The sequence below is a fragment of the Kluyvera chengduensis genome, assembly GCF_044197065.1.
In the GTDB taxonomy this organism is placed as follows: domain Bacteria; phylum Pseudomonadota; class Gammaproteobacteria; order Enterobacterales; family Enterobacteriaceae; genus Kluyvera; species Kluyvera ascorbata_C.
Window position 1 is genome coordinate 1,176,324 of the sequence record NZ_JBIQOI010000001.1, and the last position, 24,846, is coordinate 1,201,169.

At 53.7% G+C, this 24,846-nt stretch carries 27 protein-coding genes, 1 pseudogene and 1 riboswitch; of the genes and pseudogenes, 18 read left to right on the top strand and 10 right to left on the bottom strand.

Features of this window, described 5'->3' with window-relative positions; all coding sequences use genetic code 11:
- Positions 1–87: 87 nt before the first annotated feature.
- Positions 88–846 (bottom strand): class I SAM-dependent methyltransferase, encoded by a 759-nt coding sequence (locus ACH1XZ_RS05435; RefSeq protein ID WP_395594639.1) that lies wholly within the window; start codon positions 844–846, stop codon positions 88–90.
- Between the two features lie 102 nt (positions 847–948).
- Here ACH1XZ_RS05435 and ACH1XZ_RS05440 point away from each other — a divergent pair, with 102 nt between their 5' ends.
- Both ACH1XZ_RS05440 and ACH1XZ_RS05445 read left to right on the top strand, forming a co-directional pair.
- Entirely contained in the window at positions 949–1,734 is a 786-nt protein-coding gene (locus ACH1XZ_RS05440) for a helix-turn-helix transcriptional regulator (protein ID WP_395594640.1), read from the top strand.
- A complete protein-coding gene (locus ACH1XZ_RS05445; RefSeq protein WP_395594641.1) occupies positions 1,731–1,898 on the top strand; it encodes a thioesterase, FlK family in 168 nt (55 codons plus the stop codon). Before ACH1XZ_RS05440 ends, ACH1XZ_RS05445 begins: the two co-directional genes overlap by 4 nt.
- On the opposite strand, the gene ACH1XZ_RS05450 is transcribed toward ACH1XZ_RS05445, so the two are convergent.
- Positions 1,888–2,793: a LysR family transcriptional regulator gene (locus ACH1XZ_RS05450; RefSeq protein WP_395594642.1), complete on the bottom strand. Its 906-nt coding sequence runs from the start codon at positions 2,791–2,793 to the stop codon at positions 1,888–1,890. The genes ACH1XZ_RS05445 and ACH1XZ_RS05450 overlap by 11 nt on opposite strands.
- Positions 2,794–2,908: 115 nt before the next feature.
- Here ACH1XZ_RS05450 and ACH1XZ_RS05455 point away from each other — a divergent pair, with 115 nt between their 5' ends.
- The 4 genes from ACH1XZ_RS05455 to ACH1XZ_RS05470 are packed head-to-tail and all read left to right on the top strand — an operon-like array spanning position 2,909 to position 5,985.
- Positions 2,909–3,886 carry a 2Fe-2S iron-sulfur cluster-binding protein gene (locus ACH1XZ_RS05455; RefSeq protein ID WP_395594643.1) on the top strand — a complete coding sequence of 326 codons (978 nt, stop codon included), beginning with the start codon at positions 2,909–2,911 and terminating at the stop codon, positions 3,884–3,886.
- Positions 3,887–3,923: 37 nt separating this feature from the next.
- A complete protein-coding gene (locus ACH1XZ_RS05460; protein WP_395594644.1) occupies positions 3,924–5,180 on the top strand; it encodes an aromatic ring-hydroxylating dioxygenase subunit alpha in 1,257 nt (418 codons plus the stop codon).
- 4 nt (positions 5,181–5,184) lie between these two features.
- On the top strand, positions 5,185–5,661 hold the full coding sequence (locus ACH1XZ_RS05465) for an aromatic-ring-hydroxylating dioxygenase subunit beta (protein ID WP_395594645.1): 477 nt from the start codon (positions 5,185–5,187) through the stop codon (positions 5,659–5,661).
- A 9-nt stretch (positions 5,662–5,670) separates the two neighbouring features.
- Positions 5,671–5,985 carry a non-heme iron oxygenase ferredoxin subunit gene (locus tag ACH1XZ_RS05470; protein ID WP_035896118.1) on the top strand — a complete coding sequence of 105 codons (315 nt, stop codon included), beginning with the start codon at positions 5,671–5,673 and terminating at the stop codon, positions 5,983–5,985.
- 44 nt (positions 5,986–6,029) lie between these two features.
- Here ACH1XZ_RS05470 and ACH1XZ_RS05475 read toward each other — a convergent pair whose 3' ends face one another.
- Positions 6,030–7,007, bottom strand: coding sequence for an NAD(P)H-dependent flavin oxidoreductase (locus ACH1XZ_RS05475; RefSeq protein WP_395594646.1), 978 nt, complete (start codon positions 7,005–7,007; stop codon positions 6,030–6,032).
- 148 nt (positions 7,008–7,155) lie between these two features.
- Between ACH1XZ_RS05475 and ACH1XZ_RS05480 the strand changes: the two genes are divergently transcribed.
- The 4 genes from ACH1XZ_RS05480 to ACH1XZ_RS05495 all read left to right on the top strand — a co-directional run bounded on the left by ACH1XZ_RS05480 (position 7,156) and on the right by ACH1XZ_RS05495 (position 9,538).
- Positions 7,156–8,049, top strand: a complete 894-nt coding sequence (locus ACH1XZ_RS05480; protein ID WP_395594708.1) for a LysR family transcriptional regulator — start codon at positions 7,156–7,158, stop codon at positions 8,047–8,049.
- An 83-nt stretch (positions 8,050–8,132) separates the two neighbouring features.
- Positions 8,133–8,456 carry an antibiotic biosynthesis monooxygenase family protein gene (locus ACH1XZ_RS05485; protein WP_395594647.1) on the top strand — a complete coding sequence of 108 codons (324 nt, stop codon included), beginning with the start codon at positions 8,133–8,135 and terminating at the stop codon, positions 8,454–8,456.
- Positions 8,449–8,832 carry an amino acid-binding protein gene (locus tag ACH1XZ_RS05490; protein WP_395594648.1) on the top strand — a complete coding sequence of 128 codons (384 nt, stop codon included), beginning with the start codon at positions 8,449–8,451 and terminating at the stop codon, positions 8,830–8,832. The genes ACH1XZ_RS05485 and ACH1XZ_RS05490 overlap by 8 nt, the downstream gene beginning before the upstream one ends.
- Positions 8,825–9,538 carry an ArsR/SmtB family transcription factor gene (locus ACH1XZ_RS05495; RefSeq protein ID WP_395594649.1) on the top strand — a complete coding sequence of 238 codons (714 nt, stop codon included), beginning with the start codon at positions 8,825–8,827 and terminating at the stop codon, positions 9,536–9,538. The genes ACH1XZ_RS05490 and ACH1XZ_RS05495 overlap by 8 nt, the downstream gene beginning before the upstream one ends.
- 13 nt (positions 9,539–9,551) lie before the next feature.
- On the opposite strand, the gene tam is transcribed toward ACH1XZ_RS05495, so the two are convergent.
- Positions 9,552–10,310 carry a trans-aconitate 2-methyltransferase gene (gene tam, locus ACH1XZ_RS05500; protein WP_395594650.1) on the bottom strand — a complete coding sequence of 253 codons (759 nt, stop codon included), beginning with the start codon at positions 10,308–10,310 and terminating at the stop codon, positions 9,552–9,554.
- 74 nt (positions 10,311–10,384) lie between these two features.
- Here tam and ACH1XZ_RS05505 point away from each other — a divergent pair.
- The 3 genes and pseudogenes from ACH1XZ_RS05505 to ACH1XZ_RS05515 all read left to right on the top strand — a co-directional run.
- Positions 10,385–11,119 (top strand): annotated as a pseudogene (locus ACH1XZ_RS05505) (S66 family peptidase); the annotation flags it as partial.
- Positions 11,120–11,351: 232 nt separating this feature from the next.
- Positions 11,352–11,816 (top strand): hypothetical protein, encoded by a 465-nt coding sequence (locus ACH1XZ_RS05510; protein ID WP_395594651.1) that lies wholly within the window; start codon positions 11,352–11,354, stop codon positions 11,814–11,816.
- A gap of 45 nt (positions 11,817–11,861) precedes the next feature.
- Entirely contained in the window at positions 11,862–12,056 is a 195-nt protein-coding gene (locus ACH1XZ_RS05515; RefSeq protein ID WP_395594652.1) for a hypothetical protein, read from the top strand.
- A 339-nt stretch (positions 12,057–12,395) separates the two neighbouring features.
- Here ACH1XZ_RS05515 and uca read toward each other — a convergent pair whose 3' ends face one another.
- The 6 genes from uca to ACH1XZ_RS05545 form a co-directional block, all read right to left on the bottom strand.
- Positions 12,396–15,998 carry an urea carboxylase gene (gene uca / locus ACH1XZ_RS05520; RefSeq protein WP_395594653.1) on the bottom strand — a complete coding sequence of 1,201 codons (3,603 nt, stop codon included), beginning with the start codon at positions 15,996–15,998 and terminating at the stop codon, positions 12,396–12,398.
- A 152-nt stretch (positions 15,999–16,150) separates the two neighbouring features.
- Positions 16,151–16,783: an urea amidolyase associated protein UAAP2 gene (locus tag ACH1XZ_RS05525; RefSeq protein WP_163446363.1), complete on the bottom strand. Its 633-nt coding sequence runs from the start codon at positions 16,781–16,783 to the stop codon at positions 16,151–16,153.
- An 11-nt stretch (positions 16,784–16,794) separates the two neighbouring features.
- On the bottom strand, positions 16,795–17,511 hold the full coding sequence (locus ACH1XZ_RS05530) for an urea amidolyase associated protein UAAP1 (RefSeq protein WP_395594654.1): 717 nt from the start codon (positions 17,509–17,511) through the stop codon (positions 16,795–16,797).
- A 4-nt stretch (positions 17,512–17,515) separates the two neighbouring features.
- Positions 17,516–18,292 carry an ABC transporter ATP-binding protein gene (locus tag ACH1XZ_RS05535; protein WP_395594655.1) on the bottom strand — a complete coding sequence of 259 codons (777 nt, stop codon included), beginning with the start codon at positions 18,290–18,292 and terminating at the stop codon, positions 17,516–17,518.
- Positions 18,289–19,104: an ABC transporter permease gene (locus ACH1XZ_RS05540; protein WP_395594656.1), complete on the bottom strand. Its 816-nt coding sequence runs from the start codon at positions 19,102–19,104 to the stop codon at positions 18,289–18,291. Before ACH1XZ_RS05540 ends, ACH1XZ_RS05535 begins: the two co-directional genes overlap by 4 nt.
- A gap of 17 nt (positions 19,105–19,121) precedes the next feature.
- Positions 19,122–20,180, bottom strand: coding sequence for a putative urea ABC transporter substrate-binding protein (locus ACH1XZ_RS05545; protein ID WP_395594657.1), 1,059 nt, complete (start codon positions 20,178–20,180; stop codon positions 19,122–19,124).
- A 57-nt stretch (positions 20,181–20,237) separates the two neighbouring features.
- Positions 20,238–20,335, bottom strand: a riboswitch (guanidine-I (ykkC/yxkD leader).
- A gap of 251 nt (positions 20,336–20,586) precedes the next feature.
- Between ACH1XZ_RS05545 and ACH1XZ_RS05550 the strand changes: the two genes are divergently transcribed.
- The 5 genes from ACH1XZ_RS05550 to ACH1XZ_RS05570 form a co-directional block, all read left to right on the top strand.
- The gene (locus ACH1XZ_RS05550) at positions 20,587–21,603 is read left to right on the top strand and encodes an ABC transporter substrate-binding protein (RefSeq protein WP_395594658.1); all 1,017 of its coding nucleotides are present in this window, start codon (positions 20,587–20,589) and stop codon (positions 21,601–21,603) included.
- Positions 21,603–22,628: a FecCD family ABC transporter permease gene (locus tag ACH1XZ_RS05555; RefSeq protein ID WP_395594659.1), complete on the top strand. Its 1,026-nt coding sequence runs from the start codon at positions 21,603–21,605 to the stop codon at positions 22,626–22,628. The genes ACH1XZ_RS05550 and ACH1XZ_RS05555 overlap by 1 nt, the downstream gene beginning before the upstream one ends.
- Positions 22,629–22,630: 2 nt before the next feature.
- Positions 22,631–23,386 (top strand): ABC transporter ATP-binding protein, encoded by a 756-nt coding sequence (locus ACH1XZ_RS05560; RefSeq protein WP_395594660.1) that lies wholly within the window; start codon positions 22,631–22,633, stop codon positions 23,384–23,386.
- Positions 23,387–23,685: 299 nt separating this feature from the next.
- On the top strand, positions 23,686–24,558 hold the full coding sequence (locus ACH1XZ_RS05565; protein WP_395594661.1) for a hypothetical protein: 873 nt from the start codon (positions 23,686–23,688) through the stop codon (positions 24,556–24,558).
- Positions 24,559–24,764: 206 nt separating this feature from the next.
- Positions 24,765–24,846 (top strand): transposase (locus ACH1XZ_RS05570; RefSeq protein ID WP_395594709.1); only part of this gene is annotated, 82 nt, incomplete at its 3' end.

Consider the following 24,846-nt stretch of genomic DNA (forward strand, 5'->3'; position numbering starts at 1 on the left):
AAGGCTTCGCCGCCATCCGGCAATGCGCCGTACAAAGCCTGATGGCGCTGCGCTTATCAGGCCTACACCAGCAGCACAAACATTCGGTTAGCGCGCCTGAAACATAATGGTGTCGCTGACAAAGCTACCGTCGGCGGCAATCTCAAAGTGCGCACGCACTTCATCAGAGACTTTATCCTGTAAATAACGGATAGCGTTGACGATATTTTCTGGCGTTTTCATTCGAGCAACCCAGGATGAAAACTCCAGGTGCAGCTTATCGCCAATCAGTTTATCCACCACCATCCCACGGTTGTTGACCATCGCCAACCATTCACCCTGCGAGTAGTTATGAATGTGCGAAGGGTCACGCAGCATTTCAATCGTCTGCAACCAGACGTTGAGCAATGCTTTACCCGGAGACGCGATATCCATCATGATAAAACGGCCGCCTGGCTTCAGGACGCGACGAATTTCCATCAACGCCGCCTGAATATCGTGCCAGTGGTGCGCGGAATAGCGGCTGATCACAATATCAAAGCTGTTATCCGCAAACGGCAGAATCTCGGCCGGGCCCTGCGCGCAGGTGATATTTGCCATGCCGCGCTTTTGGGCTTCCTGCGCAACGACGCTCAGCATCCCTTCGGATAAATCATACGCGGTGACCTGCGAAACCAGCGGCGCCGCGGTAAAGCTGGCATGCCCGGCACCACAGCCAACGTCCAGCAGGTGAGCCTGCGCGTCATCGGCCAGCCATTCAGCCAGACGGCGTAAATCGGCCCCCTGGGCGTGGACGTTACTCTGCAAATAGGCGGCAGCCTGACCGCTAAACTGTGACTTCACTAATGCTTCATGATGGTTGCTCATACCGGTCTTCCTCTGTTGTTATGTTCTTGTTAAAACGGACTATACGCCGGGATTAATACGGGTACAATATTGGTACTTATACTGGTATATCGAGTTACTACCATGGACAACACGGGACTGAAAGGGCCAGAAGCGCTGGGGACATTCTTACGCGTCAAACGGGAAAATACCTCACCGGAAATGCTGGGGATCCCGGTGCTTTCACGCCGGAGAACAAAAGGGCTGCGCCGGGAAGAGGTGGCGCAGATGAGTGGGATCAGCACCACCTGGTATACCTGGCTTGAGCAGGGACGCGATATCACCGTTTCGGCTCAAACGCTGTCAGGCATTGCCTTTGCGCTCCAGCTCAAGCCTGCGGAGCGGGAATATCTGTTTTTGTTGGCGCATAAAAGCGATCCGCTGGTTGAGCAGGTTCCCGCCGTAGAGCAGACCATTTTGTCCGCCGTATACGCCGTGTCAGAGCCCTGTTACTTACTGGATCTCACCTGGCAGGTGCTGTCGTGGAACAAAGGTGCCGAAGCGCTGTTTACCGGCTTTCTCGATATCGAAAAAGCCCCGAACATGATGCACTTTATGTTCCTGAATCCACTCGCCCGAGAACTGGTCGATAACTGGGAAGTGCGCGCTCGCCGTATTGTCGCGGAGCTCCGCGCTGATGCTATTCACTATCCTAACGACACCACGCTTAATGCATTTGTGCAGCAAATGAGCGAAAACAGTAGCGATTTTCGCGAATTCTGGTCCCAACAGCAGGTTATCGTGCGGGAAGGCGGTGAGCGCATTTTTCACCATGTCACGCGAGGCGATCTGACCTATCGTCAGCTTAGCTGGCAACTGGCAAGCAACCGGGCGCTGAAAATGATCATGCTGGTTCCTGATTCGGCGTGATCGATGACACGGTGACAGCCAGCGTGACGCTGGAGAAAATCGAGGGGCGCTTGCTGTTATTCCGCGTCAGCTGCCGTGATTCTCATGGGCTCATCGGTGAAGGGACGCATCAGTGGGCCATTATTGACCCGGTGCGTTTTATGCATCGGTTAACTACTCGGTAAACAAGCGCATAAAACAACGGCGTAGCCAGGTGTTGGCCGCATCCTGATGCACATGGCTATGCCAGAACAGGTTAATCTGGATGGTGGGTAGATCGTAAGGCAAGGGGCGGATGGCAAGCCCGAACCGCTGCGCCGTCTGTAATGCCAGCTTTTCCGTCACCGTGACGATAAAATCGGTTTCGCTCAGAATATAGGGAATCGCCATAAAGTGGGGGACACACAGCAGCCCCTGGTCGGCGATACCCGCTTTGGCAAAAAGCTCAAAAATACGTTTATGCCCGGAGTCCTGCGCCATCACCTTGATATGCTGTGCCTCGCGAAAGGCGGCTTCGTCAAAGGTCGCGTTGCTCAGTGGATGGTCTTTACGCATTAAGCAGACATAGCGCTGATCGAAGAGCCGCCGCTGATAAAACCCGGCCTCCAGCTGCGGCAGCAGACCAATGGCCAGATCCACGCCACCGTTTTCCATCTCTGTTTTTAACGGCACCGCGGTATCACGCACTGTGGTGATACGCACGCCGGGCGCTTCTTTACTCAACAAATTCATCAGCCGGGGCAGCAGATAGATCTCTCCAAGGTCGGTCATTGCGACGCGAAATTCACGCTGACTTTCCCAGGGGTTAAAGCTGTTACGGTAGCTCAGCGTCTTTTCCAGCGCGCTGAGGATCTCATCCACATCACCGGCAATGGCTTCGGCATATGGCGTAGGGCGCATCCCTCGGGAGGCCTTTTCAAACAGCTCATCGCCGAGCATCGTGCGCAAGCGCTTGATGGCATGGCTGACGGAAGGCTGCGTGAGGCCCATCATTTCTGCGACTCTGCCAGTGTGACGCTCATTGTACATATGGCGAAACAGCACCAGCAGGTTCAGGTCGACTTCAGCTAAACGTGACATAGATATCGTTATCAATCCGATTAATAACCGCTATAAACCCCACGGCATATCTCACCGCTCCGTTTCTTTATACGATTCATTAACAAAATAACAACATTAATGGTAAGGAACTGTGATGCAAGTGGATTTCATGCCGTCTCGCCGTCAGGTCACCGTTACCCCCGGCAGTAATCTGTTGGATGTATTACGTGAGCACCAAATTCCTATCTCTTACAGCTGCATGGCCGGGCGCTGTCAAACCTGTCGTTGTCGGGTGATCTCGGGTGACGTTGCCCATACGCTGCCGGACGATGCACCAGAACTGGACGCCGGCGAGGTACTGGCCTGCTGCGCCACGCTGTTGTCACCGAGCGTTATTGAACTCCCGCCTGCGGATGAAATTGTGGTGCATCCGGCACGCACTCTCAAAACCACGGTGGTCTCTTTTACGCCGCTGTGTCCTGACGTCTGGCGTCTCTGCTTAAAACCCGCCAAGCCGTTTTCCTGGTCTGCCGGGCAGTTTGTCCGCCTGACATTTCCCGGCGGCGGCCAGCGTAGCTACTCCATGGCTAGCTGCCCGCAAGACGACGAGCTGGAGTTTCATATTCGTATCGTTGCCGACGGGCGAGTGACGCCAGGATTACTGGAAACGCTCAAACCGGGTACCGCCATCAAACTCAACGGTCCACTGGGCGCCAGCTGGCTGCGTCAGAGACATGAAGGCCCGATGCTTTGCGTTGCTGGCGGCACGGGTCTTGCGCCGCAGCTCTCTATTATCCGTTCTGCACTGGCGGCCGGTATGGATAACCCCATTCACCTCTATTACGGCAGCCGCTGGGCAGCCGATCTCTATGGCATCGAGGCGTTAGATGCGTTGGCACAAACCTACAGCAACTTTCGCTATCAGGTGGTACTCAGCCAGGAGGCATCAACACCGGGTAGCCGTGGCGGAAGATTGCCTGCGGCTGTAGCTCAGGATTTATCGACGCTGGCGGGCTGGAAGGTTTATCCCGCCGGGCCTCCTGCGATGGTTGAGGCGATGACGCTTCAGGCAAAAGCGTTGGGGGCAAGGGCAGAGGATATTCACGCCGATGCGTTTTATTACCAACCGTAATGTCGTTTACCTGCACTGATAACAAAAAGGAGTCACGATGAACTTCACCTCTGAATCGCAAAACAATTTACTGTGGCCTGACGATGGCACTAGCCGGATCCCGTTCTGGGCCTATACCCGCGACGATATTTACCAGCGCGAACTGGAGAAAATCTTCTATGGCAAACACTGGTGCTATGTGGCGCTGGAAGCTGAAATCCCAGAACCGGGCGATTTTGTTCGCAGCGTGGTCGGCGAACGCTCGGTCATCGTGGTGCGCAATCAGCAGGGTGAAATCAACGTGGTGGAGAACCTCTGTGCCCACCGCGGCATGCGCTTTTGCCGTGAAAAATCGGGAAATCGCAGCGATTTTGTCTGCCCATATCACCAGTGGAACTACGACCTTGACGGTAATCTGCAGGGCGTGCCGTTCCGTCGAGGCGTGAAGCAGGACGGCAAAGTGAACGGTGGTATGCCGAAAGACTTCAACCCATCTGAGCACGGGCTAAAAAGACTCAACGTCGCCTGCCATAACGGCGTGGTGTTTGCCTCGTTCTCATTCGATGTCGAACCGCTGGAGCGCTATCTTGGGCCGGATATTCTGGCCTATTTCGAGCGCGTATTCAGCGGCCGCCCACTAAAGCTGCTGGGCTATAACCGCCAGCGCATTCCCGGCAACTGGAAGTTGATGCAGGAAAATATTAAAGATCCGTACCACGCGGGGTTGCTGCACACCTGGTTTGTCACCTTCGGTCTATGGCGCGCGGATAACCGCTCACAGCTGATAATGGACGATAAATACCGTCATGCGGCGATGATAAGCCGCAAAGGAAACGGCGGGAAAAGTGCGGTAACACAAGGGGTGAGCAGCTTTAAAGAACAGATGCAGCTCAATGATTCCAGCTTCCTCGACGTGGTTGAAGAACCGTGGTGGAACGGCCCGACGGTGGTGATGATGACGCTGTTCCCAAGCCTGGTGATTCAGCAGAACGTGAACTCGATGTCGGTACGTCATATCCAGCCGCGCGGGGCGAATGAGTTTGATTTTGTCTGGACTCACTTCGGTTTTGCCGATGATTCCGAGGAGATGACCCAACGCCGCCTGAAGCAGGCGAACCTGTTCGGCCCGGCCGGGTTTGTCTCCGCCGATGATGGCGAAGTGGTTGAATTTTCTCAGCAAGGACTACGCCAGAACCCTTCTCAACGCACTATCGCGGAAATGGGCGGCACCGGCTGTGAAAATACCGATCATATGGTTTCGGAAACCTTAATCCGCGGGATGTACCACTATTGGCGCGGCGTGCTGGAGATTTAAAAACATGATGATTAACAGTGAAATCTGGCAGCAGTTGGTCACGCTGCAAACGGAATATAGCGATATCGTAGACCGCGCCGAATGGGATAAATGGACCGAACTCTTCACCGATGACTGTGTGTATAAGGTTATCCCGCGCGAAAACTACGACCGCCATCTGCCGCTCTCCACCATTAATCTGGAGAGCAAAGGGATGCTGAAAGACAGGATCTACGGCGTGGCCGAGACGCTGTTCCACGATCCGTATTATCAGCGTCACGTGGTGGGGCTGCCGCATATAACGGCGATCACCGAGGAAGGGATTGTTGCGCGCACCCACTATGCCATTTTCCGTACCAAAGCGGACGGGCATAGCGAAGTATTCAACGTGGGTTACTACCTGGATAACGTCGTACAAACGCCAGAAGGGCTGCGCTTTGCCAGCCGGCTGTGCATTTTCGACAGCGAACTGGTGCCTAACTCCTTAATCTATCCAATCTGAGGTGAGTATATGTCCGATAACTGGATTTTAGCCGCTGAACTCGCCGACTTGCCGGAAGATGATGTCATCGGCATTGACGTGAACGGTCATGATATTGCGTTGTACCGTACCGAAGATGGGGTATTTGCCAGCGCCAACCTTTGCTCTCACGGTAATGCGCGCTTGAGCGATGGTTTTCTGGAAGATGGCGAAATTGAGTGTCCGTTGCATCAGGGGCGCTTTTGCATCAAAACCGGCAAGGCGATGTGTAGCCCGTTAACCGAAGGGATCGCCACCTATCCGGTGCAGATTGAGGGTGAGCAGGTCTACCTGAAATTTGCCTGATTATTAATGCGGCCTGGCTTCCACCAGGCCGCATTAATATGGGCTTACGCCGTCAGTTGTTCCACGACGTCCGCTACGCTCATCACTCGGTGAATACCACCAATACCGGTTCCCAGCGCGACATAACCTTCATCGGTGTTGCCTTCCAGCATCCCCACGCGCAAACCGCGCAGGCCGCCCATGGTATGGGCAATTTCTTCCTTGCTGGCACCGGCTTTATCCATCTCAACCAGCGTTGACGTCAGCTTACCCGGCAGTGAACGATAGTAATCGGGGAGGGTGCGGAACAGGTTCAGATCCAGACCATTGGCGTCGACAATCATTTCTTTAATCGACGACGGCACGCGGCTTTCTTCGGTACTGATAAAGACGGAACCCGCGAATACGCCTTCTGCGCCCAGCGCATGTGCGGCGCGCGCCGTACGCTTATCCACAATCCCTCCGGCGGCCAGAACCGGGACACTTTCGACGGCGTCAGCAATCAGCGGCACGATAGAAAAGGTACCGAGCACCGTTGCCGGGAGCGTACCGCCTTCATCGAAGCCCGTTGCCACGATAATGTCCGCCCCAGCACGTTCAGCTTCTCGGCTGTTTTCAGGAGTCGGGTTGATATCGCGGTAGATAATCGTAATGCCAGCGGCTTTTAGCTCATTAAACAGCGCGGGGATAATCGCCCCCTCGCCATAACCGGTATACACCACCACTTTAACCGCTTCTTCTTTGATAACTTTAAGAATATCTGGCGTCCAGATATCGTTATCCGGGCTTGGGATCAGGTTCACACCAAAGGGTTTATCGGTCAGCATTTTGGTTTTACGTATCTCTTCACGCATTTTCTCTGCCGTTTCTTCCGGCGTAGAGACCGCCGTTTCCGCCGTTAAGCCCGCGTTTGGCCCCAGCACGCCCAAGACACCGGCATTGCTGACGGCCGCGACTAGACGCGCGTCGGTGAGCCATGAGAGCGGCCCCTGAATCACAGGTTTTTCAATGCCGAGGATCTGGCTGATACGGTTATTTTTCATGATGTTATTTCCTGGTTGCAGCGCAAAATGGCTGGTATGCGTGCAGTGTAGGCACCTTCATTATTCAGAAAAATAGTGAAAAATGTTCATCACTATTATTAAATAAATAACAATAGTGTCACGCGCCACAAAGGCAGTCCGTATGCAGATGAATCTGTTTGAAAATATTAAGATTTTTATTGAAATTATTGATTCAGGCAGCTTCAGTAAGGCCGCTGAAAATTTGCAGTTGCACCGGCCAGCGGTTACCAAAGCCTTACAGCAGCTGGAAAAAGAGAGCGGGGTGAGACTATTGCAGCGCACCACCCGGCGGATTTATCTGACGCCGGAAGGCGAAGAGTTTTACCGCCGTAGCAAGCCGCTGTTGGCGCAGGCGGACGATCTGCTGACGTCGTTTGCGCCGGAAAAACCGTTACATGGTCAGCTACGCGTCGATATGCCCATCGCTTTTGCACGCCTGGTGGTGGTGCCGAAATTACCCCAGTTCTACGCCAAACATCCGAGTCTCGAAATCATCCTCAGCAGCTCTGACATGCGCCGGGATATGCTGCGCGATGGCCTGGACTGCGTGCTGCGCATGGGTGACCTTGACGATGGTGACTATGTAGCGCGACCGTTGGGGAATATCAAAATGACCACCTGCGCCAGCCCCGAGTATCTGGCGCGATACGGTACACCAAAAACGTTGGACGACCTTCGGGTACATCACCAGGGGGTAAACTGGATTAACAGCAGCAGTCGGCAGATCATGCCATGGCGTTTTGAAACGGCAACGGGGACTGCGGAAATCGCGCTGCCGGGGAAACTTATCCTCGATAATTCCGAAGTGTATATCGCCGCCGGTATCGCAGGACTCGGTTTACTACAGGGTATGAATTTCTTTTTACAGCCCTATATCGACAATGGTCAGTTAGTTGAGGTGCTGCCAAATCATCCTTGCCCTCGGCGTCAGCTCTCGCTGATGTACCCACACCGACATCTGTCGCATAAGGTTCGCGTCTTTGCTGAATGGGTGGATAGCCTGCTGGATGATTTACGTTAGCGGCGCGGACACATTTCGTTGTCTGACGAAGCATTGCTATTTCGTCGCTCTATAGTAGTCCCACTTATCTGGAGGAGACCACTATGATTGCCGTACTGTTTGAAGCCAACGCCGTTGCTGAAAAGCAGGCCCGATATCTTGAACTTGCCGCCCAACTTCGTTCAGAACTCGACAACGTTGAAGGTTTTATTGCCATCGAACGCTTTCAGAGTTTGAGTACGGAAGGGAAAATTTTATCGCTCTCGTGGTGGGAAAATGAAGAAGCGGTGCTGGCGTGGAAACGGAACACGCTGCACCAGGCGGCGCAGCGAGAAGGACAACAAACGATTTTTGCTCACTACCGCATTCGGGTAGCTCAAGTGCTCCGTGAGTACTCATCTGATTCGAGGCATACCGCTCATGTATGATATCCACGTTATACTGCGTAATATTCCCGGTGAGCTGGCGCGTTTAGGCTCTACGCTGGGGGAAAATGGCATAGGGCTTGAAGGCGGCGGCGTTTTTAGCATTGGTCACGAATCCCATGCGCATTTTCTGGTCAACGACGGCGAGCGGGCTCGGGCAGTACTTGAGGCCGCGGGGATGCGCGTTAGCGCGGTAAGTGAACCGCTTATCCGGCGATTGAAGCAGGAGCGCCCCGGAGAACTGGGCAATATAGCTTCCGCGCTGTCCGAACACGGTATCAGTATCCGCGTACAATACAGCGATCATGCCAATCGACTAATTCTGCTAACCGATAATAACGAGCTTGCCGCTCAAGTCACCGGACAATGGGATGAATAAACCGCTTAACATCGCTCCGGCCAACGCTGATGGCAACACCCTCGAAAGCAGCATGTCAGAAGTAGCCGCCGCGATTGCCGATCCGTCAAGGGTCAGTATGCTGTGCGCGTTGATGGATGGTAGGGCGTGGACGGCAACCGAGTTGAGTACCGTCGCGGATATTGCCCCATCAACCGCCAGCGCCCATCTGGCAAAATTAGTGCAGGGGCAATTGATTAGTTGTTTATCTCAGGGGCGTCACCGCTATTACCGTCTGGCCGGGAACGAGATTGCGACACTGCTGGAGACGCTGATGGGCGTATCCATGCGGGCAAAACCGGCACGAACTATCACGACGCCGGTGCATTTACGTAAAGCGCGAACCTGCTACGATCATCTGGCCGGCGACGTTGCCGTCCGGCTCTATACATTCATGCAGGAAAAGGGCTGGTTTACGGCGGAAGGGACTGAGCTTTCTGCGGTGGGATTAGCCGGTTTTCAGCAAATAGGCGCCACGCTTAATCCACTAACCCGGCGCAAAACGGTCTGCGCCTGTCTGGACTGGAGCGAACGACGGCCGCATCTTGGTGGCAACGCTGGTGCGGCATTATTGGCGGCTTTCGAACATCATGGCTGGGTTGAACGGATTGCTGGCTACCGGGAAGTACGCTTTACCGATGCGGGAAGAAGGGCGCTGGCAAAAAATTTTGCCATCACCCTTACCTGACATCTTCCGTTCACTACGATTTACGTTGCGCCACCATAAAGAGGCGAGGGAATGCCAGCAATATCCGGCCATCTTGCTGTACCGGATAATGTTCCTGTAGCCGTTGATGATAACGCGCTAAAAATTGCTGCTTCTGCGCTTCATCCAGATCCTGCAGCCACGGCCGCAACCCGGTGGCGCTAACCCAATCGATAATCGCCTGGTGCGAATTCATTTTGTGATAGTAGGTCGTACGCCAGATATCGACCTCACATCCCGCCTGACTCAAAATATCATAGTAGCGATGAACGCTCGGTAGCGGGTCGCGGCCGCGATTAGGATAGCCTTGCTCTTTTGCCACTTCACGCATCAAAACATGCGAGGGTTCTTCCCAGTTATACGGCATTTGAACGGCCAGAAAACCGTTATATTTCAGCAGGCTGATAAGTTCAGGAAGCAGTTCGTCGTGATTCGAAATCCACTGTAACGAGGCATTGGCATAAATCAGATCCGGCGGTGTTGCTGGCTGAAGAGAGCGTATATCCGCTTCAATAAAATGGCATTTGGGTAATGCGTTTCGGGCTTCATTTAGCATCGCGGGAGAAGTATCGATACCGGTAATGGCTGCATCTGGCCAGCGTTGATAAAGCAGGGCCGTGCTGTTGCCCGGCCCGCAGCCAAGATCGAGAGCCGAAGCAACATCTTTGAGCGGAATACGCGCCAACAGTTCAGCGGCGGGGCGTGAGCGTTCTGCACCGAACTGCATATACAGCGTTGGGTTCCAGTCGGACATGTCGATTATCCTTAGGCGTTGTTAGGTAAGTAGTTTATGGGATATGTTATTTCGATGTTAATAAGGAATATTCCATGAAAACACGCTTCCCGTCCAGATTAGTTTCTGGCGATTTAATTGCGATAACCGCGCCATCGTCGGGCGTTCCTGCGCATCGCCATGCCCGGCTTGATCTGGCCATTAATGCCTTAAAATCCAAAGGATTCAGGGTTATCGAAGGCCAGTGTTTGCGTTCGCAGCATAAGAATAAGAGTGCGGATAAAGCAGTGCGGGCAAGTGAGCTAATGCAGTTTCTGTGCGACCCTGAGGTCAAAGCCGTGATGCCACCCTGGGGAGGCGATCTGGCCATCGAACTGTTAGAACACATTGATTTCGATAAATTAAAAGCGGTTGAGCCAAAGTGGTTTTCAGGCTTTTCAGACCTGACAACGCTGCATTTCCCGCTGACCACCTTAAGCGGCTGGGCCACAGCGCATGGCCCAAACCTTATGGAGCTCGGCGCCACAGTACTGGATGAAACCACAGGTGGCATCTGGGCGGTGCTGGAGAGCGAACGTGGTAGTACGGTCACTCAGTATGCGTCAGCACAGTATCAGGTTGAGGAGAACCAGTGGGGAGCAGAATCCGACGCCGGGTTTAATCTGACCCAGGAAACAGCGTGGAAACGCCTTGATGGAAAAAGTGGAAAAATCACGTTCAGTGGTCGATTGATCGGCGGATGTCTGGACATCATCGGCAGGATAGCCGGAACCCAATTCGGCAGTATTGAACCGTTTAAAAAACAGAGCGCTGGCGATGGCGTCATTCTTTAGGCAGAAGTTGGTAGTAGAAAACGTCCATATAATTACGCATGCTGAGGAAGGCGTATCCAAAAATTGAAAACGGTACCGCGCTTGCAGTTGATCTACACGTCTGTTGGATAGTTGGCACCAGCGCGTAGTAGACGGTAAGGTGAAAACTACGTAATCGTCCAATTTGATGGCCGCATACTTTGCGCAGCCTTAAAGCTTAGGAATAATAAACATGGAAATGGAGGAATAGATGTCAGGAAATACAGTAACTGCGCACAATGCCTGGAGGAAGGGACTTAAAAAATTTGCGCTCTGCAAGTATGTCAATATTTTTGCCTTGCTGATGTTTGTGAGCGGTATTTTATGCAACATGGTCGGAAATGCCGAAAAGTATGTTGCATGTGTGAACGTTATTTTTTGCCTATGGGCGTTCAGTTACCTTCGCGCTAAAAGTAATAAAATAGATTTAGACTGGTGGTACGTTGTTTTACCGCTGATCTACGCTTTTTTTGATGCAGTAAAATCCTATCTAAAAAATCCTGGGAGTCTGCAAGATATTGCAGTTGGGGTAGCCCTGGGTATCCTTGGAGCGATAATAATTGTAGCCATCACTTACGGTAGCAAACTCAATAAGCTCTCTGATAAAGCTGACTATATCTTTATTGGTTTAGTCTTTGTAACTATGACGGCCGCAGGGATACTCATATACAGGTAGAGGGTGAAGTGGTGGTGTAAGTATCCCGGTAAAACGAACCATTGAATGGCAAGAACAGTGAAACAAATTGAGCATCAGCTTGTGCAGGCTCGTCGTGAACGAGATGCCTGGCAAAAGAATCGTGGTGGAAGCCATCATGACCAAATGGCGAGTTTGTTAGTTTCCGCACTGGAGAAAGAGCTTTCAGAGGCACTGAACGACCAGGGCAATCATGACCACAAAACGCCGGATTCTGCCTGACTCTACGTTGGTGCGCATAATGTATATTATGTTAAATTAATTATAAAGGATCTTTACGTCACCGCTCGTGGTTTGTAAGCACACCCGTTTTGGTTCCACACACGTTGTTATCTATGAGCAATCTCCTTCCCTGCCGTATGTTGCCCATTTCTCCAGAGATAAAAAAACCCGGCTCAGGCCGGGTTGATATGACTATCTGGTGCCGGAAGCAGCCAGGTTAATGACAGGCAATTACATCCAATGTAATTAAAAACTATTGCCTATCAGTATAGAGATTGATTTGAATCGCAAACCCCTGATGGCTAAACAGGCTAATTCAGCCATCAGGCATGAAATACATCAGACCTCAGTTTCCAGCACCACCACACACTGACCCGCTCTCACAGACGACCCCGGTTGAACGCGCACCTGGCTGACTACGCCATCCTGTGAGGCCACTAATGGGATCTCCATCTTCATCGATTCCAGGATTACCAGCACGTCGCCTTCGCGTACGGCTTTCCCAACCTCAACGTTGACCTGCCACAGATTGCCAGATATCGGGCTGTCGATGCCTGCCTGCCCGGCCCTTAACGGTACATCTTCGCCCTCTTCTATCACCACATCGCTGCTGTCAAAATGCGCCTGACCGTTGGCAATCCAGCGCTCGCGCTCCGCATCAAATGCCCCTTGCTGATGGGCGCGGAAAGCCTTAATTTCCGGAGCTTCATCCGCTAGAAACTGTTGGTATTCGGCCAGATTCAGCGTGGTATGTTCAATGCGCAGCGGATAACGCCCCAGCGGGAAATCACGGCGGATCGCCAATAACTCGTCGGCAGAAACCGGGTAGAAACGAATCTGGTCGAAGAAGCGCAGCAGCCAGGGCTTACCGTCAAAATCTTCCACCGCATGATAGCGATTCCACATTTGCAGCGTACGGCCAACGAACTGATACCCGCCCGGCCCTTCCATGCCATAAACACAGAGATAGGCCCCGCCAATACCCACCGAGTTTTCCGCCGTCCAGGTGCGCGCCGGGTTGTACTTGGTGGTGACAAGTCGATGGCGTGGATCAAGCGGCGTCGCGACCGGCGCACCGAGATAGACATCTCCGAGCCCCATCACCAGATAGCTGGCGTCGAACACCGTTTTATAAACTTCATCAACATTCGCCAGATCGTTAATGCGGCGAATAAACTCAAGGTTGCTTGGGCACCAGGGCGCATCGCGACGCACGGTGGTCATGTATTTGTCGATGGCTTTCTGACATGCCGGATCGTCCCAGGAGAGCGGTAGCCAGACGATGCGAGACGGCACTGCCAGCGAATCCTGTTCGCAAACGCCCTGCCATACTCCGGAGACTATTTCCAGAAGCGTTGCCAGACACAGCGTTTCCGGCTGGTAGTGAATTTGCAACGAACGGATGCCAGGCGTGAGGTCGACTATCCCATTCAGCGCTTTTTCCTCCAGCGCCTGCATTAACGCATGGCCGCGAAAACGCAGCACCAGATCCAGCTCCGGTTCGCCAATCTCCAGCAGCAGATGGGTATCGCCAGAGAGTCTTGCCACCAGACGTTTATCGGCGGCCCCAAGACTTAACACCACTGGCGAGACCAAAGCCGCGGGTTGCCAGGCTGGGCACTGTGGCGTCAGGCTGGCGATCTCGGTTTCCTGAGCCTGCGCCAGACGGCGCGCGGTTGCGATATCGACCGGAACAAAGCGGATTTTATCGCCGGCTTTCACCTGTCCGACCGCCGGTAGATCGGCCTCGATAATCGTGACCGGGCACACAAATCCGCCCAGGCTCGGGCCATCCGGGCCCAGGATCACCGGCATGTCACCGGTAAAATCCACCGCGCCAATGGCATACGGGTTATCGTGAATGTTTGATGGGTGCAGGCCAGCTTCGCCACCACTCTCACGAACCCATTCCGGTTTCGGCCCTATCAGGCGAACGCCCGTCCGGCTTGAGTTAAAGTGAACTTCCCATTCGGTAGCAAAAAACGTCGCCATATAATTCGGCGTGAAATACTCCGGCGCGCCGTGAGGACCATAGACAACACGCAGCTCGCGCACCGTTCCTAGCGAGGACCGCAGGGCTTGCGGCAGTTCGCTTTCCTGAACGCGCTCTGCTAACGGCGCCAGATGCAGCACGTCGCCGGTACGCAGCGCACGCCCCGCATGGCCGCCAAACTGCCCCAGCGTGAAGGTGCTTTTGCTGCCCAGATAATCCGGTACGTTGAAGCCGCCGCGCAGGCACAGATAGCTGCGCACACCGTGGTTGCGGATGTCGCCCATCCGTAGCGTCATGCCCGCCTGTACGGTGAAAATACGATTATTCGCCAGCGGCTCGCCATCGAGGGTGAGCGCAATCTCTGCTCCGGTGACCACCAGTTGTGCGTCACAATTAAATTTGAGCGTCGGGCCACTGAGGGTAATTTCCAGCGCGGCGGCGTTGGCATCATTTCCCAACAGCCGGTTGCCAAGACGCAGCGCCCGGCTGTCCATTGGGCCGGATGGTGGAACGCCCACCGCCCAGTAACCGGTTCTTCCGGGGTAATCCTGTACCGTGGTTTGCGTTCCGGCGTTGAGGACTTCCAGCGTGAGCGCCTGGTATTTAAGCCCTTCCAGGCAGCGAGTCCAGGGTTCTCCGATCGCAAACGGGGTAAAGGTTAAAATCTGTTGTAGATAGAGGCGATTGGTTTCTACGCCGTAAAGGCGCGTTTCGCCGAGGGCCGTGTGCAATGCGCGAATCGCCTGCTCGCGCGTTGGCTGCCAGGCGATGATTTTCGCCAGCATTGGGTCAAAAAACGGAGGGACCTCGCAGCCGGATTCTACCCAACTGTCGATACGCAGTGCCCGGCGGTCATTTGCCGGGAAGACGACTTCGGTGAGCAGCCCCGGAGACGGCTGGAACTGACGACCCGGATCTTCGGCGTAAACGCGCGCCTGAATCGCATGGCCATCAGGCTTGAGGCCTTCTCGCAGCGTTGACAGCGGCGGTAACGTCCCTGCCGCCAGCTCAATCATCCAGCGCACCAGGTCCACGCCCCACACCTGTTCGGTCACACCGTGTTCGACCTGCAAACGGGTATTTACTTCCAGGAAATAAAACCGTTCAGCGTGACTGTCGTAGACAAACTCGACGGTGCCCGCGCTGCGGTAGTTCACCGCTTTACCCAGCTTTATCGCTGCCTCACACAAGGCATTTTCCATTCCTTCAGGCAGATTCGGCGCGGGGGTTTCTTCCAGTACTTTCTGGTTGCGGCGCTGTATTGAGCAGTCGCGCACGCCGAGGGAAATCACTTCACCTCTACCATCGCCAAATAGCTGTACCTCAAGATGTCGCGCCCGCTCGATGTATTTCTCAATGAATACCCCCGCATCGCTGAAGTTGTTTTTCCCCAGGCGCACCACGGTATCGAATGCGTCGTTGAGTTCTTCTGGGGTATAACAGACGCGCATTCCGATACCGCCGCCGCCCGCGGTGCTTTTCAGCATTACCGGATAGCCGACGCGCTCAGCGGCGTGCAGCGCTTCCGCCACATCAGCCAGGAGTTCAGTACCTTCCAGCATCGGCACGCCGTGCTGCTTAGCCAGCGCGCGAGCGGTATGTTTCAGGCCAAACAGGCGCAACTGTTCCGGTGTCGGGCCGACAAAGGCAATACCTGCGGCTTCACAAGCTTGCGCAAAAGCGGCATTTTCAGACAGAAAACCATAACCCGGATGAATCGCTTGTGCGCCGCTGGCTTTGGCGGCCGCGATGATTTTTTCCGTCACCAGATAGGTATTGGCCGCCGGGCCATCGCCCAGGCTCAGAGCTTCATCAGCTTCGCGAATATGCAGGCTGCTGATGTCAGCATCAGAATAGACCGCCACGCCGCGCAGGTTCATAGCGCGCAGGGTACGTAAAATGCGGCAGGCAATCGCCCCGCGGTTCGCAATCAGGAGTGTCGTCAGCATAGGTCAGACTCAATCGTGGCGGGTCGTCCCACCGAAAATCGGCTCACCCATGGTCGTCCATGGGGGAAAAAGCGTTTATGGCAGGAGGCGTCCGGCTCGGACTTCAAACAGGCGATAAATCGCCCGACGCAGGCGTTGCCAGCGGCTTGGCGTTAGTTCCATATCAGCACCTCGGCAGGCGTTGGGTTCCAGCCGTTACAGGGGTTGTTCAACTGCGGACAGTTAGAAATGAGCACGATGACGTTACACTCGGCGCGTAGCTCAACGTACTTACCCGGCGCAGAGATGCCGTCCTCAAAGGTCAGTCCGCCCTGCGGCGTCACCGGCACGTTCATAAAGAAGTTGATGTTCGCGCCAATGTCGCGTTTTTGCAGACGGCCATCATGCAGGCAGGCGCAGAGAAAATTATCCCGACAGCTATGCATATGCCGTTTGTCGAGGGCGTAACGGACGGTATTACTCTCCTGTGCGCAGGCGCCGCCGAGGGTATCGTGGCGTCCGCAGGTATCGGCGACGATGGTCAGCAGCGGGTTGCCGAGGTTCGAATACAGCACGCTGCCGCTGGTCAGGTACGCGTTGTTCTGGCGGCGCAGCGTGCGCTGGGCGTCGTAGCGTTCGCGCGGTTTATCCGCGTTATAAAACAGCGTGTCTACGGCTTGATTACCTTCCAGATCGAGCAGGCGCAAAGTTTGCCCCTTCTTTACTTCAAACAGGTACGGTTCACCTGCTGGGATTACGTGGCGAAAGCTGGCGTGCTGGGCTTGTTTCTCGCTGGCTACGGTCATCTTATGGCTCCTTAGAGGGCAAAAAGTTGGGTATTGGTAAGCGCGCGTTCGTTTTCCGGACGAGTCCGCAATGCGTTAATGGCGGCGTCTTCATCCTCAGCCTGTCTCCAGCTCAGCTGCACAGAGCGCGGCGCATACTCGCGGGACGGGTCCATCGGATGCTGCAATGCGGTCATCACAACCAGCGTGTCCATGGGCGCGAATAGCTCGATATAACTCCCCGGTTGCGAATGCCCGCTGTGGAAGCTGAACTGCCCGTGGTCATCCACCGTGACCTTGCTGAAGAAATTAACCACCATCAGCAGGTCTTCGAGGTTGAGATCCCACTTGCCCATCTCGACCAGCAGGTTATCGGTGCCGTTACGGTAGAAACCGTTGCGCCGTTCCTGATAGCGCCCTTGTCCGTATTTTTCCGCCACTTCCTGCGCGTTCAGGACGCCGCCAAAAGGGTCGTGCCAGCCGCTGGTATCGGCAATTACGCCTGCCAGAACGCGGCCCATATCGGAGTAAAAACAGTGCCCGGCGGTGAGCCGCGCCGTATGCTGACCTTTCAGCGTATCGGGCAGGTTCAGACGCTCGCTTTTGTGATGTGGATTAAGCATCAGCAGGCTGACGTTTGCCCCGCCGTCGATATCCGTCATACGCAGGATCTGCCCGCGCTTGAGCACAAACGAAAGATGCCCGCCGCCCGGTAAGATCTCTTCTCGCAAGAGTGTTTCGGTCTTCATATGGTTAACCCCTTAAGGCATAAACGTTGTCGGGAGCCGTACCGCTCAGCGCGGAGAGTCGCGTTTCGTTGAGCGGAATGTCATAGGTAATACGCGCGCCAAAGGCATTGGGGGCCTGCGGGTCGATGCGTACTTTGTCAAACACCAGTAAACGGGTGCCGAGGTTGAAACCTTCGGAAAGATCGTGTGTGACCATAAACACGGTCATGCGGGTTTCACTCCACAGCTGTAACAGCAGCGCGTGCATGTCTTTACGAATACCCGGGTCGAGTGCGCCAAAGGGCTCGTCGAGCAGAAGTACGCGCGGTTGCATAATGAACGCCTGGGCAATGGCTAAACGCTGCTGCATGCCGCCAGAGAGCTGCGCCGGGTATTTATCCAGCGCATGGCCAAGGCCGACTTTTTCCAGCATCGCCGTCGCCCGCTCGCGCGCCGCACGTTTTTTTGCACCGAATAGTCGCCCGAAGCGCGGTGATTGCGGCAGTTCGAGGCCTATGGCGACGTTATCCAGCACGCTCAGGTGCGGAAAAACGGAATAGCGCTGGAACACCACGCCCCGGCTGCTATCCGGTTCAGCATGGAGTTGTTGACCATCCAGAGTGATAGAACCCCGGCTCGGCGCTTCCTGACCAAGCAGCAGGCGCAGAAACGTCGATTTTCCGCAACCGGACGCGCCAACCATCGAGCAGAATTCGCCCTCTTTCACCTGCAGGTTAAGACGCTCCAGTACGACGTGATCGCCGTATTCCTGCCAGATATTGTTGATAGTGATAAAGCTCATGCCTTCCCTCCTTCCGCCCAGGGAAAACAGGTTTGATGTAGTTTGCGCAGCGCCAGATCCATCAGCCAGGCCAGCAGCGTGATCCACAGGACATAAGGAATAATCACGTCCATGGCCATATAGCGACGCACGAGGAAAATGCGGTAGCCCAATCCGGCAGTGGATGAAATGGCTTCTGCCGAAATCAGGAATAACCATGCCGAACCCAGCAGTAGACGCAGCGAAGTCAGCAGACGCGACAACAGCTGAGGCAGCACCACGCGCAGCACTAGCGTCCAGCTGTTCGCGCCCAGGGTCTGGGCTTTAATCAGGATCTCTGGCGGGATTTCACAGGCGCGATGCTCCAGATCGCGCGCCAGCATCGGCGTAATGCCGATAACAATCAGCATCACTTTCGACAACTCATCGAGGCCAAAAACGATAAACAGCACCGGTAGAATCGCCAGCGGCGGGATCATCGACAGCACCGTCATCAACGGTGACAGCGACGCACGCCACAGCGGGAACACGCCGGACGTCACGCCGATACAGAGACCCAGCAGTGAGGCAATGGTCAGCCCAACCAGCAGACGCGCCAGACTGACCAGGGTATCAACCCAGAACAGATACTCACCGCTGCGTTTATCCGGGCTAAACGCCATCCGTGATAGCGCATCCAGCATCTGCTGTAGACCCGGCAGCAGTTTGTCCTGCGGGTTGGCCTCCAGCCGTACCGCCGAGCCAAAGAAGTAGACCGCCAGCAGCAGGAGGAACGGCAGCATGACCAGCATCAGCCGCATACCAGAAGTGGGATGACGATTAATTTGTCGCATGGGAACTCCGTCCGTTATCACAGCGTGCCGGCAGCGGCCATTTTCACGAAGCTGTCGTCAAATCGCAGTTTGATGTTCTGGTTATCGCCCAGAGTCACGTTGCCAGGAAAGCGCATACCGATAAAATCAGCGCTCTGCGCTCCATCGCCCAGTAACCCTTTATCAAAGGAGAACGAGGCAACACGCTGCATAGTTTTCGCCAGATCCGGGGAGCTGATAAAGGCAATGTTGTCCTGTGGGGTGTAGAACAAATGGGTGGTTTTGAGCTGCGCCTGATACCCGGCCAGGTCGGTACCGGAGGCGGCTGCCATCGCATTCAGCGCGTTAGCATCCTGAGCTTTCATCATCCCCATCATTTCGTACCATGCGCCGGTTAAGGCTTTGCCGAGTGCAGGGTTATCTTTCAGGGTTTCGCTGTTGACGACCATCATGTCGATAAGCTCCCCCGGTACCTGCGAGGAGCTGAACACCTCGGTCGTTTTCGGCGTGCCTTTGATAACGGAAAGCTGCGGGTTCCAGGCCACGGCTGCCTGTACGCCGGAGGTACCAAACGCCGAGACGATATCCGCATCTGAGGTATTCACGACGGTAACGTCTTTTTCCGCCAACCCCGCTTTTTCCAGACCGCGGACTAATAAGTAGTGGGAAACGGACAGTTCTGGCAGGTAGACCTTCATCCCTTTCAGGTCTTTGAGGGTTTTGCCCTCACCCTTCATCACCACGCCGTCATTACCTTCCGAGTAGCTACCGAGGATCAGTGCGGTGCTATCTACCCCACCTGCGGCCGGAATGGTCAGCGCATCCATATTGGTCATGGTGCAGCCATCGAACTGGCCCGCGGTGTACTGGTTGATGGACTCGATATAGTCGTTGAGCTGTACCACGTTGATTTTGATACCGTACTTGTCAGCCCATTTATCGATAATTTTGCTGCTGCTAATGGTGCCCCAGGGCATCCACCCGGCGTAGATGGTCCAGCAGACGTTAAACTCTTTTTTCACAGCAGCAAACGTGGGGAGACTGACCAGCATCGCCAGCGACAGTACAAGAGTGCGGAGTAATGGCGTTTTCTTCATGCTTGACCTCTGAGTGGCACAAAATTAGGGGGCAGCGCGACACCAACTGGTGCTGCTGTCTCCCGGGCTTTTGTCCCGCCGTGTAACCTCTCAGAGGTCGCCAGCTCTTGGACCAGTCATTCACTCAGTGAACCGGAACCCTAGCCAGCTATTGATTAGATTGTGTGTGCTGCCCTTTCCGTTTTATCTAAGCAAGAGATATGCCATATATTTATTGTCCTTATTATCAGAATGTTAGTGTTTTCCTTATGGTGCCGCTCACTATTTTGGGGAAGAATTTCTAGGGGTTGCACTGCGGTGGTGCTCAGAGGAGATCCTGATATATACAGGAGGCGTACTATGCGTTGACAGCGAATTTTAGAATCCGTATATTGTTACGTTATAACATAACCTTGCATATGGAATTATGAAACTCACCTTCCCACTATTGATGTCTGCACTGCTGTTGATTCCCCTGACTGGCGCAACCGCCGACAACTATCCACTGACAATCGAAAACTGCGGCGTTAAAGAAACCTTTAACCATGCACCTTCACGTGTGGTGACAATTGGTCAACATGAAACGGAACTCATGCTGGCGCTGGAACTGAAAGATAAAATTGTAGGCACTGCCGTTTGGTTTGGAGCATTACCCGATGATTTGAAAAAGCAAGGGGCGGAGTTGAAGCGACTTGCTGAGAATGCGCCGGGATTCGAAGCCGTAGCGGCCCAGCGTCCTGAGCTTGTTCTTGCTCAGTACAGCTGGCACGTTGGCCCGCAAGGAGAAGTTGCTACGCGTCAACAATTTGAACAGTTGGGTATCAGGACCTGGATCTCTCCAGCCGACTGTACTGCAAAAACGGTCACAGCGACCTCCAACGGCGATGGCGCACGATCAAAACCTTACTCAATCGATGTCATTCTTGATGAAATCTCGGCGTTGGCGCGTGTTTTTGATGTGCCAGCACGAGGCGAGGCTCTGAAGCAGAAGCTGGCGGACCGTATTGTCGCCGCGCAGCAGCAAATCCACATGCAGCCGCGAGCGCCGCTTAAAGTGGTTTACTGGTTTTCAAGTTCCCGTCTGAAAGGCGATCCATGGATAGCAGGCAGCCAAGGCGCGCCTGGCTGGATTAATAAAACACTTGGTCTGAATAATATCATCGATTCTGATGAAGAGTGGCCTGCGGTGACCTGGGAACATATCGTTAAGTCTCAGCCTGATATTATTGTCATTGCGAGTATGGAAAGACGGCTTTATCCCGCCGATGACGTAGAGACTAAAAAACGGTTCCTGGAAACCGATCCCGTTACGCGTGAAATGCCAGCGGTCAGACAAGGGCATATTGTGGTGGTTCCTGCCATGTCGCTCAATCCATCATTGCGTAACGTAGAAGCCGTAGAACTGATTAGCCAACAGATTAACGCTTTCGCTCCCTCCAGATGATGAGCAAATCTGTTTTTTACTGGCAAATCAGCCTGATAATTTCCTTAGGGATACTAAGTCTGCCGGTCATGATGATCCTTGCTGCGGCAACTGGCGATATACCGATAAGTTTCGCGACTGCCTTTCGCGCAATAACCAATGGTCTGGGGCTAACGCACTTTGATTTACCCGCCGTAGAAGCAGGGATTGTCTGGCAGTACCGTATGAGTCGTGCGCTGATGGCTGCCAGCTGCGGTGGAGGGCTGGCGTTATGCGGGCTGGTTCTACAATCCTTGTTGCGTAATTCGCTGGCCGACCCTTATTTGCTGGGTATCTCTGCGGGTGCCTCAACCGGCGCCGTCAGCGTAATGTTGCTTGGTATTGGCAGCGGCTCCATCACGACGGGGGTTGGGGCGTTTATCGGAGCCTGTGCTGCTTTTATGCTGATTGTATTGTTATCGGGAGGTATGCGCGCGAACTCTGCACGCATCATTCTGGCTGGTATCGCCGGTACGCAGCTGTTTAACGCGTTAACATCGTACATTGTCAGCACGGCGGCCAATGCTGAACAGTCGCGAGGCGTTATGTTCTGGCTGCTGGGTAGCCTGAGTGGCGTACGCTGGGCTGATGCGCTGCTGTGCTTCGCTGTCGTCATCATCGGGTTGCTTATCGTGGTTTGCTATAGCCGCTCACTGGACACCTTTAACTTTGGCATGGAAGTCTCCTCAACGCTTGGCACGCGTGTGCTTCAGGTACGCGTTATTTTACTGCTGACTACCGCGTTGATTACGGCGGTAATCGTCAGCGCCATCGGTGCTGTAGGCTTTGTTGGGCTGGTCATCCCGCATATAACCCGCATGATCGCCGGGCATCGTCATTTGCTCACTATCCCTGTTGCTTTTCTTGCCGGATGCCATTTTATGATTCTTGCAGACCTGATCTCACGCACCCTGATTAGTCATCAGGTTTTGCCGATTGGCGTAGTAACGGCGCTTGTGGGCGCACCTGTTTTTGCCATGATTCTGTACCGCAACCGGGATAAATAATAATGCATATCGTGATTGATAAGCTAAGTGTGACGCTCCAGGCTCGTCGGGTGTTATCTGATATCAGTTTTGTTGCCCACCGTTCGCAAACGGTGGGGCTACTCGGTCCTAACGGCTCTGGTAAATCCACACTGATTCGCGCGATTGCTGGCGTTCAGCCCTGCGCGTGTGAGGGAGTGAAAATTGGCGGCAGGCTGACAAGTAACTTGAGCCAGCGCCAGCTTTCCCGCACGCTTGCTTTTGTTCCACAGCATGCAGAGGCAGAGGCGGAGCTGAGTGTTATTGATATTGTTCGCCTCGGCCGCACGCCGCACCGCAATGCATTCACGCCATGGCGGCAGGCGGATGAAGATGCTGTACAACAGGCGCTTTCATTGATGAGGCTTGATGCACTGATCCACAGAACCTGGCAACGTCTGTCAGGCGGCGAGCGTCAGCGCTGTCAGATAGCCCGCGCGCTCACTCAGCAACCGGATATTCTATTACTGGACGAACCGATAAATCATCTGGATATCCAATTCCAGCTGGAGCTGATGCGCCTTATTTCCGCGCTGCCGATTACAGTGATTATGGCATTACACGATTTGAATCTGGCTGCTAGATATTGTCAGCACCTGGTCGTGCTGCATGAAGGTCACGTTGTGGCGTCCGGTCAACCTGCTGCTGTGCTTACCCCGGAGCTGATTCAGTCTACCTGGCAGGTCGATGCGACCATCTATCGAACTGAACAGGGAATGATGAATATCCAGTACACCTGAAATAGGACTACGCAGAACCATTATCAATATTTAGCGTCCACTGGATTAAATTACCGAAATGTCAGTTTTGAGCGAGGAGCGGAAGTTTACTAAATCCTGAAACCATCAGGAATGGGCGCAGGCCCATAGCTCTCTTTACTCGCTTCCAAGCTAGCATTACCACTCTCTAAAAGAGAATGGCGCGGATTTTAGGGATACTTACAGTTTTGTACACTGCAGAGAAAACTTGCCTACATAGAAGAGTTGCATAATGCTATCACTCAGTATGTTTTTGCTTCGACTAACCTCAAGGAGAATCCGTGCAGTTCAGTGACTTAACAAAGATGGTGCAAGATATCTGGTCATTCTCCTGGCCCCCTCTGGCGATCTGTATCATTGCATTTTTTATGGCGAGGTTTTTTCACCCAATCGGAACCATTTATGCATTTCGGGCAACAGTTGCGAGAGCGAAGAAGTACGGTATGGCATTGGAAAGCGCCCGAACGATCCTCGAGCCCTATGGTCTTACAAAGCTGGTACCGACTATTTCTATTGTGGTTGTTATCAGCGTAATGTTTCTTTTGAACGGTCCAGTAACGAGCTTAGTTAGCGATCTTCCTCCACACATTTCTTTTCAACCCGATCTACTCCTCTCCGACTTCATGTCCCAGTCTCAGAAGCTTGCGCTCATACGACAGTATCCGATGACGAGAAGTCTGGGCGAGGCATACTACTTAGCGTTAGAGAGCGTAAGACTAGAGTCAAAGAATGAGCCAAGTTACAACCTCCCCGAGATTTGGTATCAAGTGCATGAATTGCTCAAATTTGCGTTTGTTTTTGCAATTATCATGTTCTTCATTAGTTTAAGGGCTGGGCTTCCCATAGGCCGACTACTTGTAAAATTGATATCGGTTTCGTTTTTCGTTGTATACCTGTGGTGTCTTTCTTTAACCGCGCTCTTATATGAACAACAGCAACAGCTTTATCTTGAATCAAGACCAGTCGTCCTTTCCTTGGAGAAAAATGCTTCAACCCTGATGTTTCTCCCTATGACCACTAAAGAAGAAGAAAAGCTAACACCCGGCTTACATGAACGAGGTCTAACTTGGTGGAACATATATTTATACGATAAACATCGCATGCAATGGCTGCAGAAAACATTTCTCCCTTCTAAATTTGATAAACCTGACTAGCGACTAACAGGCCTTTCCAAAGAATGCCCTCCGGATATAGAGGGGATAAGAGCTCAGTTTTCTAGGCTTCTTGCCCCCTTTTTCAAATTACGGGACAATCGTCAAACTGGACTGACCCCACCCCGGTAGACGATCCTGCCCTATAGTTGGACTGACCCCACCCCGGTAGACGATCCTGCCCTATAGTTTGAGTATAGGAGGAGCGTATGGGCACACCACGATTTACACCTGAATTTAAGGAAGAAGCCGTCCGTCAGATAACGGAGCGCGGTTATTCTGTTGCTGAAG

Excerpts from the sequence above, each read along its gene's own strand:
- ACH1XZ_RS05510 (WP_395594651.1), top strand. The coding sequence starts at position 11,352 with ATGTCAGGAAATACAGTAACTGCGCACAATGCCTGGAGGAAGGGACTT.
- ACH1XZ_RS05470 (WP_035896118.1), top strand. The coding sequence starts at position 5,671 with ATGTCCGATAACTGGATTTTAGCCGCTGAACTCGCCGACTTGCCGGAA.
- ACH1XZ_RS05485 (WP_395594647.1), top strand. The coding sequence starts at position 8,133 with ATGATTGCCGTACTGTTTGAAGCCAACGCCGTTGCTGAAAAGCAGGCC.
- ACH1XZ_RS05440 (WP_395594640.1), top strand. The coding sequence starts at position 949 with ATGGACAACACGGGACTGAAAGGGCCAGAAGCGCTGGGGACATTCTTA.
- ACH1XZ_RS05475 (WP_395594646.1), bottom strand. The coding sequence starts at position 7,007 with ATGAAAAATAACCGTATCAGCCAGATCCTCGGCATTGAAAAACCTGTG.
- ACH1XZ_RS05545 (WP_395594657.1), bottom strand. The coding sequence starts at position 20,180 with ATGAAGAAAACGCCATTACTCCGCACTCTTGTACTGTCGCTGGCGATG.
- ACH1XZ_RS05555 (WP_395594659.1), top strand. The coding sequence starts at position 21,603 with ATGAGCAAATCTGTTTTTTACTGGCAAATCAGCCTGATAATTTCCTTA.
- ACH1XZ_RS05495 (WP_395594649.1), top strand. The coding sequence starts at position 8,825 with ATGAATAAACCGCTTAACATCGCTCCGGCCAACGCTGATGGCAACACC.
- ACH1XZ_RS05455 (WP_395594643.1), top strand. The coding sequence starts at position 2,909 with ATGCAAGTGGATTTCATGCCGTCTCGCCGTCAGGTCACCGTTACCCCC.
- tam (WP_395594650.1), bottom strand. The coding sequence starts at position 10,310 with ATGTCCGACTGGAACCCAACGCTGTATATGCAGTTCGGTGCAGAACGC.
- ACH1XZ_RS05490 (WP_395594648.1), top strand. The coding sequence starts at position 8,449 with ATGTATGATATCCACGTTATACTGCGTAATATTCCCGGTGAGCTGGCG.
- ACH1XZ_RS05480 (WP_395594708.1), top strand. The coding sequence starts at position 7,156 with ATGAATCTGTTTGAAAATATTAAGATTTTTATTGAAATTATTGATTCA.
- uca (WP_395594653.1), bottom strand. The coding sequence starts at position 15,998 with ATGCTGACGACACTCCTGATTGCGAACCGCGGGGCGATTGCCTGCCGC.
- ACH1XZ_RS05525 (WP_163446363.1), bottom strand. The coding sequence starts at position 16,783 with ATGACCGTAGCCAGCGAGAAACAAGCCCAGCACGCCAGCTTTCGCCAC.
- ACH1XZ_RS05515 (WP_395594652.1), top strand. The coding sequence starts at position 11,862 with ATGGCAAGAACAGTGAAACAAATTGAGCATCAGCTTGTGCAGGCTCGT.
- ACH1XZ_RS05535 (WP_395594655.1), bottom strand. The coding sequence starts at position 18,292 with ATGAGCTTTATCACTATCAACAATATCTGGCAGGAATACGGCGATCAC.
- ACH1XZ_RS05465 (WP_395594645.1), top strand. The coding sequence starts at position 5,185 with ATGATGATTAACAGTGAAATCTGGCAGCAGTTGGTCACGCTGCAAACG.
- ACH1XZ_RS05560 (WP_395594660.1), top strand. The coding sequence starts at position 22,631 with ATGCATATCGTGATTGATAAGCTAAGTGTGACGCTCCAGGCTCGTCGG.
- ACH1XZ_RS05550 (WP_395594658.1), top strand. The coding sequence starts at position 20,587 with ATGAAACTCACCTTCCCACTATTGATGTCTGCACTGCTGTTGATTCCC.
- ACH1XZ_RS05435 (WP_395594639.1), bottom strand. The coding sequence starts at position 846 with ATGAGCAACCATCATGAAGCATTAGTGAAGTCACAGTTTAGCGGTCAG.
- ACH1XZ_RS05540 (WP_395594656.1), bottom strand. The coding sequence starts at position 19,104 with ATGCGACAAATTAATCGTCATCCCACTTCTGGTATGCGGCTGATGCTG.
- ACH1XZ_RS05460 (WP_395594644.1), top strand. The coding sequence starts at position 3,924 with ATGAACTTCACCTCTGAATCGCAAAACAATTTACTGTGGCCTGACGAT.
- ACH1XZ_RS05450 (WP_395594642.1), bottom strand. The coding sequence starts at position 2,793 with ATGTCACGTTTAGCTGAAGTCGACCTGAACCTGCTGGTGCTGTTTCGC.
- ACH1XZ_RS05530 (WP_395594654.1), bottom strand. The coding sequence starts at position 17,511 with ATGAAGACCGAAACACTCTTGCGAGAAGAGATCTTACCGGGCGGCGGG.